General features: G+C 34.6%; 15 protein-coding genes, 2 tRNA genes and 2 rRNA genes (1 of these 19 only partly in view). 4 read left to right on the forward strand and 15 right to left on the reverse strand.

Annotated features, from left to right (window positions below):
• The 7 genes from QLQ96_RS22550 to QLQ96_RS22580 form a co-directional block, all read right to left on the reverse strand.
• A 23S ribosomal RNA gene (locus QLQ96_RS22550) occupies nt 1-56 on the reverse strand (it extends 2827 nt beyond the left edge of the window).
• Nucleotides 57-243: 187 nt separating this feature from the next.
• Nucleotides 244-320 (reverse strand) — tRNA-Ala (locus QLQ96_RS22555).
• Between the two features lie 161 nt (nt 321-481).
• A tRNA-Ile gene (locus tag QLQ96_RS22560) sits at nt 482-555 on the reverse strand.
• 123 nt (nt 556-678) lie between these two features.
• Nucleotides 679-2192: ribosomal RNA gene (locus tag QLQ96_RS22565) — 16S ribosomal RNA — on the reverse strand.
• The 16S and 23S rRNA genes sit together here with 2 tRNA genes alongside, the layout of an rRNA operon.
• A 245-nt stretch (nt 2193-2437) precedes the next feature.
• Nucleotides 2438-2656: a hypothetical protein gene (locus tag QLQ96_RS22570; protein WP_482493363.1), complete on the reverse strand. Its 219-nt coding sequence runs from the start codon at nt 2654-2656 to the stop codon at nt 2438-2440.
• 636 nt (nt 2657-3292) lie between these two features.
• On the reverse strand, nt 3293-3658 hold the full coding sequence (locus tag QLQ96_RS22575; protein ID WP_482493364.1) for a hypothetical protein: 366 nt from the start codon (nt 3656-3658) through the stop codon (nt 3293-3295).
• A 367-nt stretch (nt 3659-4025) separates the two neighbouring features.
• Nucleotides 4026-4655, reverse strand: coding sequence for a hypothetical protein (locus QLQ96_RS22580; RefSeq protein ID WP_482493365.1), 630 nt, complete (start codon nt 4653-4655; stop codon nt 4026-4028).
• A 569-nt stretch (nt 4656-5224) separates the two neighbouring features.
• On the opposite strand from QLQ96_RS22580, the gene QLQ96_RS22585 reads away from it, so the two are divergent.
• Both QLQ96_RS22585 and QLQ96_RS22590 read left to right on the forward strand, forming a co-directional pair.
• Nucleotides 5225-5392 carry a hypothetical protein gene (locus tag QLQ96_RS22585; RefSeq protein ID WP_482493366.1) on the forward strand — a complete coding sequence of 56 codons (168 nt, stop codon included), beginning with the start codon at nt 5225-5227 and terminating at the stop codon, nt 5390-5392.
• 62 nt (nt 5393-5454) lie between these two features.
• Complete coding sequence (locus tag QLQ96_RS22590; protein WP_482493367.1) at nt 5455-7164, forward strand: tetratricopeptide repeat-containing sensor histidine kinase; 1710 nt, start codon at nt 5455-5457, stop codon at nt 7162-7164.
• 75 nt (nt 7165-7239) lie between these two features.
• Here the strand turns inward: QLQ96_RS22590 and QLQ96_RS22595 are convergent, their stop codons facing one another.
• On the reverse strand, nt 7240-7773 hold the full coding sequence (locus tag QLQ96_RS22595; RefSeq protein ID WP_482493368.1) for a 5' nucleotidase, NT5C type: 534 nt from the start codon (nt 7771-7773) through the stop codon (nt 7240-7242).
• Between the two features lie 99 nt (nt 7774-7872).
• Here QLQ96_RS22595 and QLQ96_RS22600 point away from each other — a divergent pair, with 99 nt between their 5' ends.
• The gene (locus tag QLQ96_RS22600; protein ID WP_482493369.1) at nt 7873-8619 is read left to right on the forward strand and encodes a DeoR/GlpR family DNA-binding transcription regulator; all 747 of its coding nucleotides are present in this window, start codon (nt 7873-7875) and stop codon (nt 8617-8619) included.
• 71 nt (nt 8620-8690) lie between these two features.
• Here the strand turns inward: QLQ96_RS22600 and QLQ96_RS22605 are convergent, their stop codons facing one another.
• From QLQ96_RS22605 to QLQ96_RS22625, 5 genes are all read right to left on the reverse strand, one after another.
• Nucleotides 8691-10142 (reverse strand): TolC family protein, encoded by a 1452-nt coding sequence (locus tag QLQ96_RS22605; RefSeq protein WP_482493370.1) that lies wholly within the window; start codon nt 10140-10142, stop codon nt 8691-8693.
• On the reverse strand, nt 10135-13302 hold the full coding sequence (locus QLQ96_RS22610) for an efflux RND transporter permease subunit (RefSeq protein ID WP_482493371.1): 3168 nt from the start codon (nt 13300-13302) through the stop codon (nt 10135-10137). Before QLQ96_RS22610 ends, QLQ96_RS22605 begins: the two co-directional genes overlap by 8 nt.
• A gap of 108 nt (nt 13303-13410) precedes the next feature.
• A complete protein-coding gene (locus tag QLQ96_RS22615; RefSeq protein WP_482493372.1) occupies nt 13411-14493 on the reverse strand; it encodes an efflux RND transporter periplasmic adaptor subunit in 1083 nt (360 codons plus the stop codon).
• 178 nt (nt 14494-14671) lie between these two features.
• Nucleotides 14672-15052 (reverse strand): hypothetical protein, encoded by a 381-nt coding sequence (locus QLQ96_RS22620; protein ID WP_482493373.1) that lies wholly within the window; start codon nt 15050-15052, stop codon nt 14672-14674.
• Between the two features lie 169 nt (nt 15053-15221).
• A complete protein-coding gene (locus QLQ96_RS22625; RefSeq protein WP_482493374.1) occupies nt 15222-15629 on the reverse strand; it encodes a GNAT family N-acetyltransferase in 408 nt (135 codons plus the stop codon).
• 174 nt (nt 15630-15803) lie between these two features.
• On the opposite strand from QLQ96_RS22625, the gene QLQ96_RS22630 reads away from it, so the two are divergent.
• Complete coding sequence (locus QLQ96_RS22630; protein WP_482493375.1) at nt 15804-16367, forward strand: outer membrane beta-barrel protein; 564 nt, start codon at nt 15804-15806, stop codon at nt 16365-16367.
• A gap of 45 nt (nt 16368-16412) precedes the next feature.
• Here the strand turns inward: QLQ96_RS22630 and QLQ96_RS22635 are convergent, their stop codons facing one another.
• Together QLQ96_RS22635 and QLQ96_RS22640 are read right to left on the reverse strand one after the other, a co-directional pair.
• Nucleotides 16413-17024 carry a hypothetical protein gene (locus QLQ96_RS22635; protein WP_482493376.1) on the reverse strand — a complete coding sequence of 204 codons (612 nt, stop codon included), beginning with the start codon at nt 17022-17024 and terminating at the stop codon, nt 16413-16415.
• A gap of 164 nt (nt 17025-17188) precedes the next feature.
• A complete protein-coding gene (locus QLQ96_RS22640; RefSeq protein ID WP_482493377.1) occupies nt 17189-19066 on the reverse strand; it encodes a M1 family metallopeptidase in 1878 nt (625 codons plus the stop codon).
• Between the last annotated feature and the right edge of the window lie 180 nt (nt 19067-19246).

Genomic DNA, 19246 nt, shown 5'->3' on the forward strand with positions numbered 1-19246 from the left:
TTTCATCGCCTCTGAGAGCCTAGGCATTCCCCATGCGCCCTTATTTTGCTTATTGCACCAGTCTTGTAAATTAAAACAAGACCGTTTTTTTTTGTTTTTTGCAATAAATTGCAAAAAACGCTTTCTACTTTCTTATTATTTTCTTATCCCAATATGTCAATGAACTTTATTTCGCTTTAGGCTTTAAGCAATACGCTTTAAGCTTTCTCAGCTTACGGCATACAGCTTACAGCTTATAGCCCTTGGTGGAGAATAACGGAGTCGAACCGTTGACCTCCTGCGTGCAAGGCAGGCGCTCTAGCCAGCTGAGCTAATCCCCCATTTTAATTAAAAATTAAAAATCGTGAATTAAAAATTATGAACTTTTGATCCTTTAATCTTTCAACTTCTAAAATTTCCTTCTTTTTCAAGTATTACAGTCTTTCTTATGCTTTAAGATTTTTAAATCTTTCAATTTTCAAATCTTTTAATCTTAAAAAAGTAGTCCCGGGCAGACTCGAACTGCCGACCCCTACATTATCAGTGTAGTACTCTAACCAGCTGAGCTACGAGACTCTGTTTTTCTTAATTTTTCATTTTTTTTAAATTAACAGCAAGAGCAATACAATTTTAAAGATCCAAAAACCCTATCGGGCATCTTATTTCCCAAGCGTGCTTGCGCTAACACTCGGGCTCTAGAAAGGAGGTGTTCCAGCCGCACCTTCCGGTACGGCTACCTTGTTACGACTTAGCCCTAGTTACCAGTTTTACCCTAGGCAGCTCCTTGCGGTCACCGACTTCAGGCACCCCCAGCTTCCATGGCTTGACGGGCGGTGTGTACAAGGCCCGGGAACGTATTCACCGGATCATGGCTGATATCCGATTACTAGCGATTCCAGCTTCACGGAGTCGAGTTGCAGACTCCGATCCGAACTGTGACCGGCTTTGTAGATTCGCTCCTGGTCGCCCAGTGGCTGCTCTCTGTACCGGCCATTGTAGCACGTGTGTAGCCCAAGGCGTAAGGGCCGTGATGATTTGACGTCATCCCCACCTTCCTCACAGTTTGCACTGGCAGTCTTGTTAGAGTTCCCGACTTGACTCGCTGGCAACTAACAACAGGGGTTGCGCTCGTTATAGGACTTAACCTGACACCTCACGGCACGAGCTGACGACAACCATGCAGCACCTTGTAAATTGTCTTGCGAAAGGTCTGTTTCCAAACCGGTCAATCTACATTTAAGCCTTGGTAAGGTTCCTCGCGTATCATCGAATTAAACCACATGCTCCACCGCTTGTGCGGGCCCCCGTCAATTCCTTTGAGTTTCATTCTTGCGAACGTACTCCCCAGGTGGGATACTTATCACTTTCGCTTAGCCACTGAACTTGCGCCCAACAGCTAGTATCCATCGTTTACGGCGTGGACTACCAGGGTATCTAATCCTGTTCGCTACCCACGCTTTCGTCCATCAGCGTCAATCAATTGGTAGTAACCTGCCTTCGCAATTGGTATTCCATGTAATCTCTAAGCATTTCACCGCTACACTACATATTCTAGTTACTTCCCAATAATTCAAGTCCTGCAGTATCAATGGCCGTTCCACCGTTGAGCGATGGGCTTTCACCACTGACTTACAAGACCGCCTACGGACCCTTTAAACCCAATGATTCCGGATAACGCTTGGATCCTCCGTATTACCGCGGCTGCTGGCACGGAGTTAGCCGATCCTTATTCTCACAGTACCGTCAAGCTTGCTCACGAGCAAGTGTTTCTTCCTGTGCAAAAGCAGTTTACAATCCATAGGACCGTCATCCTGCACGCGGCATGGCTGGTTCAGGCTTGCGCCCATTGACCAATATTCCTCACTGCTGCCTCCCGTAGGAGTCTGGTCCGTGTCTCAGTACCAGTGTGGGGGATCTCCCTCTCAGGACCCCTACCCATCGTAGCCTTGGTAAGCCGTTACCTTACCAACTAGCTAATGGGACGCATGCTCATCTTTCACCGTTGTGACTTTAATTATAAAATGATGCCATCCTATAATGCTATGAGGTATTAATCCAAATTTCTCTGGGCTATCCCTCTGTGAAAGGCAGATTGCATACGCGTTACGCACCCGTGCGCCGGTCTCTACATCCGAAGACATATACCCCTCGACTTGCATGTGTTAAGCCTGCCGCTAGCGTTCATCCTGAGCCAGGATCAAACTCTTCATCGTATATTTTAATATTATATCTCGATGCCTTATTCAGGTTCTTTTAAAATCTTCCGATTCTACTGCTCTTATTTCTTTTGTTCCGATTTTCATCGGAACGGCTGTCAATTCAATATGTCTACGAACGTGTATTTCTGTCTTTTCGCCTGTATCTCAAAGCGGGTGCAAAACTAAAAATTCTTTTTGTTTCTCGCAAGAAAAATTTGAAAAAATTTTGAAGCTTTTTTTTCGCCTCCTTCTTCCATTTTCTATGCCAGTATCTCAATGAGCTTTACGCGTTTTGCGGGGTGCAAATGTAAAAAGCTTTTTCTTTTCCCGCAAGCTTTTCCGAATCTTTTTTCTGAAAATTTATTTCCTTTACGATTCTTCTTTCCTGCCTGAATTTCTAAGAGCGTTTTCGCTGTTGCGGGTGCAAAAGTAGAACCTTTTTCCGCTTTTCCAAGCTTTTCCGCCCCGTTTTTTTTCATGTTTTTCCGATCTTTTTCCTAACTGTCTGGCAGCGGCGTTTTTACATTTTTGCTTTTTTCAGCTCTGCGTAGGGTTTTTCTGGATTTGGGTGCGGTTTTGGCATTTTCCGGCCAGTTTCGATCTTGGTTTTTGCCGGATTTTCAGGTTTTACGCGCCTTTTTAGCCATTTCTATGCTTTCGGAATCTTCTTTCCTCCGAAAATCCTCTTCCGAAGGCAGCTCCCCCTAGCCCCGATAGGAGCGGAAATCCTTTTTATGGCGGGGTTCGCCATGAAAAGATTGAAGCGCATAGCGGGTATAAGCTCCTGATTCCAATTCTTCTAATTCCAAAACTCGAAAGGCTTCGGCTCCCATCAGACAAACAATCTATACTTATATAATATGTATGTGAAAAATAACCCGACAGCTTTAGGAAAACTGTCGGGTTTGTATACTATAATATATATGTAGAATTTATATTAAAATAAAAAACTCACAATTCACTTTATTCTTTACTATAATATCTGTATCATTAAAAATCCAATTTCTATCTTTTGCCTGAATTCATCAAATCTTAACAATACATTGTTTTTAATAGTTCATAAGTGGTACTTGAAATCTGGAGAAATACATTTAAATCCTAGGCATACAAATCTATTAACGAAATCTAAACTTGTAATTTTGTTTTAAAATCCCAACATGAATCTTTCCTTTATTATTAATATGAGCAGTAACCATAATATATTTTTCTTCGGGATACTTAACGTCGAAATTAAAGGTAGTGTCTTTAGCTTTAATCTGAAGTAAATGTTTTCCTTCTCCAGATGTGGGCAGCCCAACGGTTTCATAAGTTGGCAATGCTTCCGTTGCTTTCAAATTAATATCTTGAACTTTCTCTTTATCCAAAAAGACTTCTAGTTTTAAGTTGTCCAATTTCATATCTGTTGGCTGTTCAAATGAAGCGACATATTTTTTACAGCTTACAGTGCATAAAACAATTAATAGTAATAGTAGCTTTTTCATAAAGGTGCTTTTTTTTATAACTGATTTTAATAGATCCAAATCTATTATATTTTATAAATATAGATAATTTTATTGCAATTCAGTTTTTAAAAAAGCTAGTTTTTTATCTTGAGAATTGGTGTTATTTAGTTGCCAAATTGTTTCAAAAAAATGTACTTTTTTTTACAAAAAAAAACATCATTTCATTGATTTTTAATAGGTTTAACGAGATTTTTTTCTTATCTTTATAGTGTAAATAACAGTAAATATATGCCAAAAAACAAACTATTTAGTTACCGAAATTACACTTCAAAAAACCATTCTTTTTACCGCTTCACGCATTTTATTATTCAAAATGCTTTTAGGTTTCATTTTGAAACGATGTTTTCTAATCTTTTTTCTGAACTAAATATAGACAGGCAGAAGAAACTAGAGCAACTGCTCCAACTGCAATCGTAATTATTTTACGAGGATGTATTTTCTGAGCCATTTTTTTAGAAAATAGATTCTTAAAATTCAACAAGAGATTTCCTTTTTTAGGAACTTCTTTCGACTCTTCATCTTCATTTTTCACCAAAACCTTTTTTTCTATGCCTTTATTTTCTATTTCAACAATTAGATTCTCAACGACATTTTTAATTTGTTTGGCTTCTTCAATTCTACATTTTTCATTGAATTTTTTAAAAGGGCGTGGCTGAAAGTCAACAATTACCGCAGCAAGATTTATGGCATCAATATTTGACGGGTCTGTTTCGCCTTTGAAAAAAGTTTCAATGGGCCTGAACTTGTCTTTTTGATCTTTGAATTTATGCTTTTGAGTATGGTCAAAATTTAAGCACAATAAATTTCGAAAAACATTTAAATCGTCTTGTGTCGGATTATCTTCAAAAATAAGCCAGCACAAATCACGGAGTTTACCGCGCGAAGGGTGGTATAAAAAATCAAAGTATTCTCCCTCTTTTTCGATCTCGTATTTAATTCTAATCGCTTTTTTATACTCTTCTAATGTATTGTTCATCTTGCCTTTTTTAGGAACTTTTTTTGACTCTCTAATTTTCATTTTTAACCAAAACTTTTTTCTATGCCTTTACTTTCTACTTCTACAATTAAATCCTTACCAGTAATTTCAATTTCCGTTCCAATTCTATTTAATTTTTATATTTTTTTTTATTGTTCGCAACCAACTTTTGACCAACTTTTTGCATCTATAATAATAGAGATTTGGTTAGAAATTAAATAACATTTTAGCAAAAAACAGCCTTTGCATATTTGCTTTATTGGGAATTCTCGGGAATCTCAGGAATACGCAGGAATTCCGGGAATCCCTTATCGATAGTGGCCTAGAAGCGTCATTACTTTGCATCAGAAATTAGTTCAAGTTTTGTCTGCAGACTAAAACAAAAATATAAAACTAGTTCTAATTAACATTGTGAAAAACCGTAAGACCGAGTTTATTCGGGAAGTATAAATTACGTCTTACAGTCTACACGATTTTACTTCCCCAAAAACAATTTTTGGTATCGCAATTCCAAGATTCGGACAAGTCCGAACAGCCATACCTATGTCTAATTTCTAAATTAAATTAAAATGAAAAAACTATTACTTTTTATAGCTTTCACGCTATTGTTCACGATATTTTCTTGTACTCCTGATGAGTACGAGACTCAACCTAAAAAGAAAATTGAGAATGGGGCTAAGCCATCAGCTAGCGATCCAGGTCCTGGTGATGACAAACCTGGCGCAGGAAAACCATAAGACTATTAAATATATATTTTTAGTATCTATTTAATTACTATTTTCGGGGAAAGTAAATTCATATGTTACGGTCCCCGTTTTTTTATTTTATCATGCTTATTTCTCTTTTTTCATGTAAAGAAAAAAAGATCGATAATACTAATACAGATTCTATAAAAAAAGAAGCTATTTCTTTAAGAGACAAAGCAGATATAAATTTTGACCAACAGAATCTTAACACCGCTTTTTATCAGTTTAACAAATCCAAAGAACTTTTTGAAACTGTAAAAGATAGTCCGAATATTTCCTATGTACTTATTCGAATGTCAGATATACAGCAAATTAATGGAGACTATTATGGCAGTAAAGAAACTGTAACCGAAGCACTACCTTATGCCAAAACATTCGAAGGCCATTTAATCTCTATAAATAACAACTTAGGTATTGCCGATAAAGAACTTTCTCTTTACGATGATGCAATCTTTTACTATAAAGAATCAATTAAGGACTCTAAAAATCTGGAAGACAGACAAGCTCCTTTAAGCAATATTGCAGTTGTATACATCCAGCAAAGAAAATATAATGATGCAATTATTCTTTTAGAATTTCTTTTAAGCCAGAAGTTTATAGATAGGAAATCCAAAGCAAGTTCAAAAGCCAGAATGCAAGACAATCTAGGCTATGCTTATTTTAAGAATGGAATGCATGAAAAAGGATTACAATTAATGAATCAGGGTTTACAGCTAAAAAATGAAATAAACAACAATTACAGCAGTATTGAGAGCTATCTTCATCTTGCCGATTATTATGCTAAAAAAGATATTCAAAAATCGGATGAAAATGCTCTTGTGGCATATAATATAGCTACAAAACTAAATAGCATTGATGAAAGATTAGAAGCACTTCAAATTTTAATTTCTAATAATAACGATCCCAATACTCATAGGTACACACAACATTACTTCACACTAAACGACAGCATTATTAAAGTCAGAAATAATTTCAAAAATAAATCTGCAAAAATTAAATACGATGCGAAAAAGGAAAAAGATGAAAATGCAAAACTACGTTTAGAAAAAGCCGAAAATCAATTATTCCTTCAAAGGGCCAAATATCTCCGAATTCTATTTGTAATTGTTTTTATTTTCTTGGTGATTTTAATTGCAATTTTAATTCGCTATTATAAAAATAAAAACAAGGCTATCGAATTTAAAAGTTCATACGATACGGAAACGAGAATTTCTAAAAAGATTCATGATGAATTGGCAAATGATGTATTCCAAGTAATTGCTTTTGCTGAATCTCAGCCATTGGCTACAGAAAATACAAAAGAAAATCTTCTTCAGAAATTGGATGATATTTACGGGCGTGTAAGAGGGATTTCGAAAGAAAACAATAAAATCGAAACTGGAAAAGATTTCACCAAAAGTATTAAAGAAATGCTTTCTGCTTATAATACTGTTGAAAGAAATATTATCGCCACCAATTTAGAAAGTGTAAACTGGGAAGATGTTGATGATATAAAGAAAATCACTATTGGACGTGTTTTGCAAGAATTAATGGTAAATATGAAAAAGCATAGTAAAGCAAATCTAGTGGTTATAAAATTTGAAAGCGATCAGAAATCAATTTTAATAAACTACACAGATAATGGTGTAGGCTGTGAGAAAGAGAAGATTTCTAAAAATGGCCTTCAGAATATGGAGCATCGAATTCAGACGGTTAAAGGAACTATCGGATTTGAAACGGAACCCGAAAATGGATTTAAAGCTAGAATAGCAATTCCTATATAAAACAAAAGCCTTTCGGGAATAATCCTGAAAGGCTTTTTCTTCAAAAAACAAGTAATTTTTAAAAATTACCTTGTGTTAAACTGCCTCTTTCAAAACAGCAACAGCTTCTTTCCAATTATTTACTCTTAAATAATTTTCTTTTTTTGCATTATGAAATGCTGTAAACATAATGGGTTTACCCATGCAAAAATCTAGATTCTTTGGATGATCGTCGATTAGATAATCGGTATTGATAATGCTTTTGCTTCCGCATAAAACAATGTTCTGCCAATTGATAAAAGGAAAATATTCAGCAAGCCATTCTATTTTTTCATTCAGCGAAAGCGGAAATTCCGTAGCTGCAGAAACAATATAAATCTCAAAATTCTCCTGTAACAGTTTTAAACTTTCTACAGCATCGTCAATTACGGGTAATGTTCTAAAAAAGTCTTTAGAATTTAAAACACTCATTACTTTCTCCCGACTGTGAAATGCCTCTTCCTCAGTTAAACCTTGAATATCTTCTTTTAAAATTGTTATTCCGAAATCTCTTTCGAAGTAAGTAATTAGGTGTGCCTCTACGTCAGCAAGCACTCCATCCATGTCGATTGCAATTGATTTCTTTTTCATCGTAATTTTATTTGCTGCTAAATTATGCAAAAATTGCAATAAACAGCAAAATATTGCAATTTTTTATTTATTTTTGCAGTATTAAACCGCAAAAAAGAAATGAGAAAGGAAGAACGACAACAGACGATTTTAGAATATTTATCTAAAGAACATCGTGTAACTTCTGTAGAGTTAAGCGAATATTTGAGCGTTTCTGAAGATACGATCAGACGTGATTTGAAAGAGCTTTCAGATCAAGGACTTTTAAAAGCTGTTCGCGGCGGTGCGGTTGCTCCTTCTCCAATGCCTTTGCATTACAGAAAGAGAGAAAAACACGATCTTGAAAACAAAAAGATTATTGCAGAAAAAGCAATTTCTTATCTGAAAGATGGACAAGTTGTTTTTATTGATGGAGGAACAACTTCTTTGGCTTTGGTGGCAAGTTTTCCGCATGATTTGAGATTGACTGTAATTACAAATAGTTTTCCAGTTGCAGTTTTAATTGAAGATTTACCCAATATCGATTTAATTTTTGCTGGAGGAAAAATGTGCAAAACCTCTTTTACTACTGCTAGTATGGAATCTTTGGACTTTTTCAGAAATTTCAAAGCCGATATCTGTATTTTGGGAACTTGCGGCATTCATCATGAACGTGGTCTTACTGGGATTTTATATGATGATGCGCAGATCAAAAGAAATATGATTCAGAATTCGAATTTCATAATTGCTTTGGGTTCAAGTGAAAAAATTGATAAAGGAGAGACTTATTTTGTTTCGCATTTAAAAGATATTGATGTTTTGGTTACTAATATTTCGCCAGACGAGGAAATATTAAAACCGTACAAAAAACAAGTTACAGTTCTTTAATCACAATAAAAAAAAAAGCCTTTCAGGATTTTACTCCCGAAAGGCTTTTAACTACAAATTAAGTGGCAATTTTATTTCCATCCGCCGCCCAAGTCTCTGTAAACATGAACTGCAGCATTTAATTGTTCTTTTTTGGTATCGATTAATTCTAATTTAGCTTCTAATGCATCTCTTTGAGTCATTAAAACCTCAAAATAATCAACTCTAGCCGATTTAAACAAATCATTTGAAACATCAATAGAAGTATTTAATGCATCAACTTGTTTTGATTTAAGATCATAGCCTTTTTGGAGATTCTCAATCTTAGACATTTGATTTGAAACTTCCAAATAAGCATTTAAAACTGTACGATCGTAATTGTATAATGCTTGAATTTGTCTTGCATTAGCACTTGCAAACTCTGCTTTAATCGCATTTCTATTAATCAAAGGCGCAACAAGTTCTCCTGCTAAAGAATATATTAACGATTCTGGCATTGTAAACAAATAAGAAGGTTTAAAAGCATTTACTCCTATCGCAGCAGTAATGTCCAAAGAAGGATAGAACTCAGCACGAGCTACTTTTACATCTAATTTTGAAGCCACCAATTCCAATTCTGCTTGTTTAACATCTGGACGATTCTCTAACAATTGAGACGGAATTCCAGAACTTACAGCTGCTGGCAAAAGACTTAAGAAATTAGTATTACTTGTTCTTTTGATTTCCTGCGGATATCTTCCTAGCAAAAAGTTGATTTTATTTTCTGTTTCTTTTATCTGCTGTAGGATATCAAACTCCATACTTTGTGAAGTTAAAACCTCAGCTTCAAATTTCTTAACTCCAAGCTCAGTTGCTCTTGCTGCCTGTTTTTGAACTTTTACAATTTCTAAAGCGTTAGTTTGCAATTTGATGGTTTGCTTTACAATATCCAATTGATTGTCTAAAGCCATTAATTCATAATAAGAATCGGCAACTTCAGCGATAAGATTTGTAATAACAAAGTTTTTACCTTCAACCGTAGCTAAATATCTATTTAAAGCTGCTTTTTTAGAATTACGAAGTTTTTTCCAGATATCTACTTCCCAATTCGCGTAAGCAGAAATTGTAAAATCCCCCAACGGATCTGGAGTTTCAACTCCTGGTTTAATTTCCGTAGTAGCATCTCCAGCTCCCTGACTTGTATATCTACCTACTTTTTCTACTCCCGCACCCGCACGTAAGCCCGCAGTTGGCAGTAAAAGTCCTTTTTTTACACGAATATCATTCTTTGCGATTTCTATTTCCTGTAAAGTAATATTTAGTTCTTGATTATTTTTAAGAGCAATATCAATTAAATCAATAAGATTTTGATCTTTAAAATAATCTTTCCAAGCTAGAGCAGCCGTATTATTGTTCGCTTCCTGTGTTTGAGCCGTTTGTCCAAACGAATCAGGAACAGGCGTACTTGTAGTTACTGCTGCCTCAGGTGCAGGGGTTTTACACCCTGCAACTGCTAGACATGCAGCTAATACAATACTATATTGATATGTTTTAACTTTATACATGATTGTTATCAATTTCTTCTGTTAATGGGTTTTCTTCTTCATGTTTTACTAATTTGTGTTTTTCAGCAATTTTAGCAAATATGAAATACAAGCCCGGAATTACAAATACACCGCAAATGGTTCCGATAAGCATACCTCCTGCTGCTGCAGTACCAATTGTTCTGTTACCAATTTTACCCGGACCTGTTGCAAAAGCAAGTGGTAATAAACCAGCGATAAAAGCAAACGAAGTCATCAAGATAGGACGGAACCTAGCTTTTGCTCCTTCCATTGCAGCTTCTAGAACCGATTTTCCTGCAGCGTGTCTTTGTATTGCAAACTCTACAATCAATACGGCATTCTTACCCAATAATCCGATAAGCATTACCATAGCAACTTGAGCATAGATATTGTTTTCTAATCCAGTTAATTTTAATAAAAGGAAAGCTCCGAAAATACCCGCTGGTAAAGAAAGAATTACTGACAGTGGCAGAATAAAACTTTCGTATTGAGCTGCCAATACCAAGTAAACGAAACCTAAACAGATTAAGAATACCCAAATAGCTTGATTACCTTGTGCTACCTCATCGGCAGAAATACCTGCCCAATCAATGTCATATCCTCTTGGCAATTTTTCAGCAGCAACCCTTTGAATCACTTTAATTGCTGTACCAGAACTAAATCCTGCTGCTGGCGAACCACTGATCTGCGTTGAAGTATACATATTATGACGTGTAATTTCTGAAAGTCCGTATACTTTTTCTAATTTCATAAAAGCAGAAAAAGGTACCATTTCATCACGATCATTTTTAACGTATAATTTTAAGATATCATCAGGCTGTGCACGATATTCTGGAGAAGCCTGAACAATTACTTTATAGTTGATACCGAATTTAATAAAACTGATTTCGTAGTTACTTCCCACAAGAGTTGACAAAGTATTCATGGCATTTTCGATAGAAACACCTTTTTGCTGTGCCAAATCATTATCGACTTTCATCATATACTGAGGAAAACTTGAGCTATAGAAACTAAATACGTTTGATAATTCTGGCTGCTTATTCAATTCGGCCACAAAGTCATTGTTTACTTGTTCCATTTTTTTGTAATCAACAGAACCAGTTTTATCTAACAAACGAAGCTCAAATCCTCCGGCAGCACCATATCCTGGAACAGCAGGCGGTTGGAAAAATTCAATATTTGCCCCCGCAATATCTTTACATTTTTCCTCCATTTCATGCATAATCTCCAAAACAGATTCTTTTCTGTCGCTCCAATCTTTAAGGTTAACCAAACACGTTCCAGAGTTTGCTCCTGTACCTTCAGAAAGAATTTCGTAACCTGCTAATGAAGAAACCGATTTTACTCCATCAATATCTTCTGCAATTTTTTGAACTCTCTCGGCAATATTATTTGTTCTTTCCAATGAAGAACCTGGAGGAGTCTGAATTACAGCATAAAACATTCCCTGATCCTCATTCGGGATAAATCCTGATGGAACAGTACTGCTTATTAACCATGTTCCAGCACAGAAACCAAGAAGAGCTACAATTGTAACCACTCTTCTGTTCACAATTTTAGCTAATAGATTTTGGTATTTTCCTTGTGCTAAATTGAATTTTTCGTTGAAAGCATCAATAAATCTATTTGCTGGTGTTTTCTTTTTAGGCACTCCGTGATTATTTTTCAACATCATCGCACAAAGCGCCGGTGTTAAAGTCAAAGCCACAATACCAGAAAGAATAATAGCAGTTGCCATAGTTACAGAGAACTGTCTGTAGAAAACTCCAACAGGACCTGACATAAATGCAACTGGAATAAATACCGCCGCCATTAAGAATGTAATTGCAATAATTGCCCCCGCGATTTCATGCATTGCTTTCTTAGTTGCTTTAAATGGCGAAAGATGTTCTTCTTCCATCTTGGCATGGACGGCCTCAATAACCACAATCGCGTCATCGACGACGACTCCAATTGCAAGTACTAAAGCAAATAATGTAATTAAGTTCAACGAAATATCGAAGAATGTCATGAACACAAAAGTTCCTACTAACGATACTGGTACCGCAATTGCTGGAATAACAGTTGAACGCCAATCTCCTAAGAAAAGGAATACGACTAAACCTACCAGAATAAATGCTTCAACCAAAGTATGGATTACTTTTTCGATAGAAGCGTCAAGGAATTTAGAAACGTCATATGAAATTTCATAATCCATTCCTTTTGGAAATCTTTGTTTGATTTTTTCCAGTTTCGCTTTTACTTCTTCAATAACCTGATTCGCGTTACTTCCAAAAGATTGTTTTAAGACGATCGCCGCAGATGGTCTTCCATTCAAATTAGAATAGATATCATACATCGAGCTTCCAAATTCAACTTTTGCAACATCTTTCAATCTCAAAAGCTCTCCATTCGGATTTGCTTTTACTACAATGTTCTCGTATTGTTCTTTCGTTGTAAAACGACCAGAATATTTCAATACATACTCAAATGCTTGAGAGCGTTTACCAGAACTTTCCCCTGTTTTACCTGGTGAAGCTTCCAAACTCTGACTTGACAATGCTTCCATTATCTCATCAGCAGAAATTTTATAAGCCAACATACGATCTGGTTTCAACCAAATACGCATTGCATATTCACGTGTTCCTAAGATATCTCCAGAACCAATACCGTTTACCCTTTTTAATTCAGAAAGTACGTTGATATCGGCATAGTTGTATAAGAACTTCATGTCGGTATTTTTGTCGGTACTGTAAAGATTCACGTACATCAACATACTTGGTACTTCACGGGTAATTTTGATACCTTCTCTAATTACTAAAGGAGGAAGTTTATTGGTAACAGAAGCCACACGGTTCTGAACGTTAATTGCAGCTTGATTAGGATCTGTACCTAAGTTAAAAACTACTTTGATTGTAGCTTCACCGTCATTTCCTGCATCAGAAGCCATATATTTCATTCCCGGAACTCCGTTTAAGGCTCTTTCCAAAGGAATAACAACCGCCTTAACCATCAATTCACCGTTAGATCCGGGATAATCTGCCGTAACGTTTACCATTGGCGGCGAGATTGTAGGGAATTGGGTAATCGGTAAACTTAAAACCGATAATACCCCTAAAAAGACAATAATCAACGATATTACTATCGACAGAACAGGTCTTTGTATAAATTTATTAAACATTTGTATATTTTTTTAAATGATTAAACTTATTGAAGTTTAAAATTGTTTCAGGTTTCAAGTTTCACGTTCAATAGATAACCTGAAACTTGAAACAATAAAAACAAAAAACTATTCTGCTTTTAAACGTAAATGATTGATAACCTCTTTTGGAGATTCGTAATCAAATTTGATTTTGTCGTTTTCTTTTACTTTCTGAACACCTTCAAGTAAGATTTTATCATTTTCTGTAAGACCAGTTTTAATTACATATAAATCTGGAATTTCACCTGTAATTGTAATTTCTCTAGAACTTACTTTATTGTCTTTAGTAATTACGAAAACATATTTTTTATCTTGAATTTCGTAAGTCGCTTTTTGCGGAATCACAATAGCATTTTTAAGCGGAACGTTCATTTGAACTTGTCCCGTCTCTCCGTTTCTAAGTAATTTTCCAGAATTTGGGAATCTTGCTCTGAAAGCAATGTTTCCTGTTTCGTTGTTGAATTCACTTTCGATAACTTCAACATTTCCTTTTTCTTTAAAAATATCTCCGTTAGCTAAAACCAACGCCACTTTGTTATCTGCACGATCTTTAATATTTGTTTCGTACTGAAGATATTCTGGCTCTGAAACATTGAAATAAGCAAACATCTGACTGTTGTCTGAAAGGCTAGTTAACAACTCACCTTCGTCAATTAAACTTCCTAATTTTAAAGGAATACGGTCAATAGTTCCGTCAAACGGAGCTCTAATTTCTGTAAATGATAAATGAAGTCTTGCTAAAGACACTTCAGCTTTTGCAGATTGCAGTTTAGCCTGGGCAACACTCAATTCGTTTCTAGAAACAATATTTTTGTCTGCCAATAATTTAGAATTTTGCAATTCGATTTCTGCCGATTTTTGTTCAGACTGCGCTTTAAGTAACTCAGCCTCATACATGTTTGGCATAATTTTAAACAACAGTTGTCCTTTTTTTACAAACTGTCCTTCGTCAACATATATATTTTGTAAAAACCCTTTTTCTTGGGCGCGAAGCTCGATATTTCGAACCGATTTTATTTGCGAAACGTATTCTTTTGTGAATGAAGTGTCGATTCTAACAGGGTTTGTAACCGTGAATTTTTCAGCTTCTTCTTTTTCTTCTTTTTTAGATGTACAGCTCGTTAAGCACACCAAGGCCATTAAGCCTGTGAACACAATGATTTTTTTCATGATTTAGTTTGGAAATTAAGCGATTGAATGCTTTTTGGAATGAAAATTCCTTTTGGATGTTAAAATGCATCAGTCAGCCTTGGTCCAGACCTTAACTTTCATATAAGCAGAAGTAGAAAATATACAACAGCAAGATACGCAGAGATCATAACTCAGGTAACCGATGTATACTGTAAAATCAAATTCTTAATACTCGTTGAGTAATGTAGATAGGATTTGAATGCCCGAAAACAGGCGTAGAAATTTTTAAACGATTAGAATCATTCGAAGCAGACTGATCTGAAAGTGCCAGATATAAAGCGTCTACCAAACTAAACGAAGCAGCAAAATATTTGCTCGTTAGTAAATCAAAATCTTCACCACCTATTAGATCTTCTTCTAGATCAATATCTGTAGCTTCTTCAATTGTTGAAGATCCACGATCTTGATTAGTGAATTTAACTCTATGTTTTTGCAGATGATGGTGAGAATGAGGACCAAAAGTATTTGCATTCAAATATTGGCCTCCTCCTAACAGAAGCATATTCATGAATACTAAAAATACTATTAACTTTCTCATTTCGGTGCGAAAGTAATAAAAGAATCAAAACAAAAAAAGAATTTTTAACAAGGTTTAACAGTTATATAAAACGAAAACGATTTCATTCTATAAATATTTAGGAATAGTTTTACTTCAAAATAAAACATTTGTTTTAAAAAACTAAAAATCAATATTTTAAGTTTTACAACTAAGAAAACCAAATTTCCATAATCGTAAATTCTTGTCCTGCTTTTACAAAAGTTTTAAAAGTATCCTTCATTTCAAACTTCTCATAAAATGATTTTTTATTGCTTCTGGCGTTACACCAAACCTTTTCCAAATCTTTTTCTTTGGCGAATTCTAGAATATATTTTAAAAGATATGAAGCAATTCCTTTTCCCTGATATTCTTCTAAAGTGGCTAATTTTCTAAACTGCATTTCTTTTCCTTCAATAAAACAAGAAACTATAGAAACTAATTTATCATCTTCTAAAACTCCAAAATGAAATCCTAAATTATCTTCTTCAAGCTTTACAAATTCAAAAGGCTGGTCTGGCCACATCACTTCATGCCTTATCTGCCAAGTATCTGATGCGTTTATTATTTTAATTTCCATAATGATTCATTAATCCCTCAAAAATAATTCATTTTAATTTGATTGTAAAAAGCAAATTTAGAAATACAGAAAGAACTAGTTTTCAAAACTTTAAGCAAAAATAAATCAGACAAATCATTCAATTTCAATCTATTATGATTATTTTTATAGTGCCAAAATCAAATAAATCGTATTATGAGAAAATTTCTTTTAGCAGCATTTTTATGTATTTGTGCCGATGGATTCGCACAATTAATACAAATCGGACCACAGTTTTCCACTAATATTACTTCTGTCAATGCCAAAAATTTCAGCTCCGACCATACGAATACAGGAGTTGGATTTGCCGCTTTTGGCCGAGTAAATCTTGCGCTTTTTTATGCTCAAGGCGAATTTGGGTATGGACAAACTAATTTTAGCGTATACCAAAATGGTATTGGAGAAACTGAATTTAAACTAGCAGGAACAGATGCGTCATTAATTGCGGGACTTAAAATTATTCCGCTTGGAAAATTGGGGAATGTGAGACTTTTTGTGGGGTACAACTGGAAAAATTATTCCGACATAAGCACCAGCAATAATCTAAATTCTATCGCAATAGAAAGAAATAATCATAGTGTTCTTGGAGGTGTCGGAGTTGATGTTTGGAGGCTGACTTTTGATGTCAGATATCTTGCAGGACTAAGCGATATTGATGCTTCTAATAGTGAAATTAAAACTGGAATAACAAATCTCTCGCTTGGATTTAAATTTCTATAAAACATAAAAAAGGGAATCAACGATTCCCTTTTTTATGACTCTTATTTACATTTTAACGTAATAACTTTCTTCATTATTACTGTTTATCTTTTGTATTCCTTCTTCTGTTTTAACGGCTACATTAATAACATGCAGTACATTTAATTTGTCATTAAGACTGCAATTCCAAATTGATCCATCTGAAAGTATAATTTCTGAGAATACAGACACACAACTTTTGGCATCGTTATAAACCAATTTTTCTGTTTTTAGAAGTTTCTTTACTTTCGTTTTTTTGTCAACTTCGTAAAATAATAGCTCGTTTTCTTTAACTTCTACTACTTCATCAAAACTTGATTGATTAGTACTTGTGGTAGCAGTAGACCAAACCGGTTGGTTTCCTGTTTTTTTCCAAGTTCCAATTACATGGCTTAAAATGTCTTTTCTTAAAATTTCTTTTAAAGTATCAACTTTTTTAACAGCCTCTTGACCGATTTCATTTTCAGGTTTAATCTTCGCTGCCAAAGAAAATAAATCAATAGCTTTTACAAAATCAGCTTTTTTGTAGTACGAAACAGCCAAATCATATTTGTTTTTTTGAAATGCTGCCTTTTGATCATTTTGTCCAAAAAATTGAAGGGTATTTAGCAAAACAATCAGAACAAATGTATTTTTCATTTTATAAACTGTAGGTTTTTTATTAGTCGGCAAACATAATCTATTTCCTGTAAATATCTTTACGGTTTCCCGCAATTTTGAATATTTTTTATTATTTTAAACAAAAAACGCCACTTCATTAAAACAAAGTGGCGTTATTAAAGTATTTCTTACAGTTAATTCAATTATTTAACATGTAAAATATTATCTTCTGGCGTTGCATCCATAAAAATTCCGCCGTCAAGTTCAATATTTTCTATTTTTTTTGCGCTTTTCAGAATTATTTTAGCTATTTTATGATTTTTCTCCCAAATTGCAGGTGTTTGATGCAGAGTAACTTTTGATTTATCTGCGTAAGTAATTATGACATCAAATGGAATGGCAAAACCGCCAATATTTTCTACTGTTATAGTTTTCTTATCAGAAGAAAGACCCTTTACAGCAATATCCAAATAATTGTTAGTAAAGAACCAATTATTAAAGAACCAATTTAAATTCTTGCCTGTTGCCGTATTAAATGAATTAAAATAATCCCACGGAATTGGATGTTTTCCATTCCAAGTATCCATATACGCATGCAACGCTTTTTTAAATAAATCATCTCCCAACATATCTTTCAAAGCTAAATAAGAAAGAGAAGCTTTTCCATAAGAATTATTTCCGTAACCTGCTCCCGAAACCTGCGTTGACATTGTTATAATAGGCTGATCTTCTTCTGTAGAGCGATCATTAATATAATTTTTCACTCTAAATTCCTTATAAAATTTATCTGCTGCTTCTTTACCGTGTTCTGCAATTCCGATTAAATATTCAAAAGTCGTTGCCCAGCCTTCATCCATAAAAGCATAACGCGTTTCATTAATTCCCATATAGAAAGGAAAATAAGTATGCGCCACTTCATGATCTTGAACCAATTGTGCAAAAACAGGATCATCCATTTGTGAATCGTTGCACATCATTGGATATTCCATATCTGCAAAACCTTGAAAAGCCGTCATTTTTGAAAACGGATAAGGAACTCCTGGCCAATTGTTAGAAAACCAATCTAAAGCATATTGGTTGTTTTTTACTGAATTTACAAAATCCGTTCCTTTCACATTATAGGCCGCTTGAACACTTGCGCGACGATTTGTTTTCTTGTCAACCACAACACTGCTGGCATCCCACAAATAATGATCACTTAAACCAAAACAAACATCTGAAATATTTTTAGCTTCAAATTTCCAAACATTCCAATCGTATTGTTTCGTTACTACTCCGCTTTTCATTTCTTGTTCGTTCGCGATATGCAGAATTTCATCTGTTGTGTATGATTTTTTTAAGCGTGAAGCAAATTCAGGCTGTAAAACCTCATCTGGATTTAATAAATCTCCTGTTGCATAGACCACGTAATTTTTTGGTGCTTTTACAGAAAAAACATAATCATTGAAATCATTATAAAATTCCTGACGGTCTGTATGCGCCAATCTGTCCCAACCATTGTAATCATCAAAAACTGAAACGCGTGGATAACTATATGCTACAAAAAATGTCGTTTCGTCAATCTGTCCTTCTCTACCGCTTTCTATAGACAATGGATAATTCCACTGAATATTGATGATTGTTTTAGAACGCGGCAAAATTGGTTTTTGCAATTTTACATTTCCAACAGTTCCCCATTTTTTTGCGTCTTCCTTGTATACTTCATTTTCTATCTTTAATGAAGTAATTGTTAATCCATCGCTCAAAAAATCATTGCTTACTTCGCTTCCACGAGGAGAAGAAGGTTTGTGAAGGTTATTTACAAAACGAATAACCAAGTTTCTTAACGTATCCTTGCTATTGTTTTCGTAAATGATGGTTTCAGTTCCGCTGACCAATCTCGTTTTCGGATCAACTGAAATTTCCATATTATATTTTCCTCGGTTCTGCCAATAATTTGCTCCTGGTTTTCCATCTTTAGAACGTGTTCCGTTTTCATAAGCTTCTTTTATATTTCTGGGCATATAAAGCTCTTGGGCAAAGTTATTTTGGGCAAAAAGAACAAATGCTATTAATGCAAATTGCAAAAATTTCTTTTTCATAAGTAGTTCTTAGGTATTTTTAAATTAATTTTTGATATCGTATTAGTGGATTTTTTTCTACGAATGTTACAAATTTAGTTATTAATTGCAAATTGTTAATGGTGAATTGTGAAATGTGGGATGTGAAAATGTGATTTGTGAAATGTAAAATGTGAAATGTGAAAACTTCATCTTACTTCT

Source organism: Flavobacterium sp. B167r, from assembly GCF_056824315.1.

What these genes read in the sequence shown, in the direction of transcription:
- QLQ96_RS22610 (WP_482493371.1), bottom strand. Translation starts at nt 13,302, where the DNA reads ATGTTTAATAAATTTATACAAAGACCTGTTCTGTCGATAGTAATATCG.
- QLQ96_RS22600 (WP_482493369.1), top strand. Translation starts at nt 7,873, where the DNA reads ATGAGAAAGGAAGAACGACAACAGACGATTTTAGAATATTTATCTAAA.
- QLQ96_RS22575 (WP_482493364.1), bottom strand. Translation starts at nt 3,658, where the DNA reads ATGAAAAAGCTACTATTACTATTAATTGTTTTATGCACTGTAAGCTGT.
- QLQ96_RS22580 (WP_482493365.1), bottom strand. Translation starts at nt 4,655, where the DNA reads ATGAACAATACATTAGAAGAGTATAAAAAAGCGATTAGAATTAAATAC.
- QLQ96_RS22605 (WP_482493370.1), bottom strand. Translation starts at nt 10,142, where the DNA reads ATGTATAAAGTTAAAACATATCAATATAGTATTGTATTAGCTGCATGT.
- QLQ96_RS22630 (WP_482493375.1), top strand. Translation starts at nt 15,804, where the DNA reads ATGAGAAAATTTCTTTTAGCAGCATTTTTATGTATTTGTGCCGATGGA.
- QLQ96_RS22635 (WP_482493376.1), bottom strand. Translation starts at nt 17,024, where the DNA reads ATGAAAAATACATTTGTTCTGATTGTTTTGCTAAATACCCTTCAATTT.
- QLQ96_RS22625 (WP_482493374.1), bottom strand. Translation starts at nt 15,629, where the DNA reads ATGGAAATTAAAATAATAAACGCATCAGATACTTGGCAGATAAGGCAT.
- QLQ96_RS22590 (WP_482493367.1), top strand. Translation starts at nt 5,455, where the DNA reads ATGTTACGGTCCCCGTTTTTTTATTTTATCATGCTTATTTCTCTTTTT.
- QLQ96_RS22615 (WP_482493372.1), bottom strand. Translation starts at nt 14,493, where the DNA reads ATGAAAAAAATCATTGTGTTCACAGGCTTAATGGCCTTGGTGTGCTTA.
- QLQ96_RS22640 (WP_482493377.1), bottom strand. Translation starts at nt 19,066, where the DNA reads ATGAAAAAGAAATTTTTGCAATTTGCATTAATAGCATTTGTTCTTTTT.
- QLQ96_RS22620 (WP_482493373.1), bottom strand. Translation starts at nt 15,052, where the DNA reads ATGAGAAAGTTAATAGTATTTTTAGTATTCATGAATATGCTTCTGTTA.
- QLQ96_RS22595 (WP_482493368.1), bottom strand. Translation starts at nt 7,773, where the DNA reads ATGAAAAAGAAATCAATTGCAATCGACATGGATGGAGTGCTTGCTGAC.
- QLQ96_RS22585 (WP_482493366.1), top strand. Translation starts at nt 5,225, where the DNA reads ATGAAAAAACTATTACTTTTTATAGCTTTCACGCTATTGTTCACGATA.
- QLQ96_RS22570 (WP_482493363.1), bottom strand. Translation starts at nt 2,656, where the DNA reads ATGAAAAAAAACGGGGCGGAAAAGCTTGGAAAAGCGGAAAAAGGTTCT.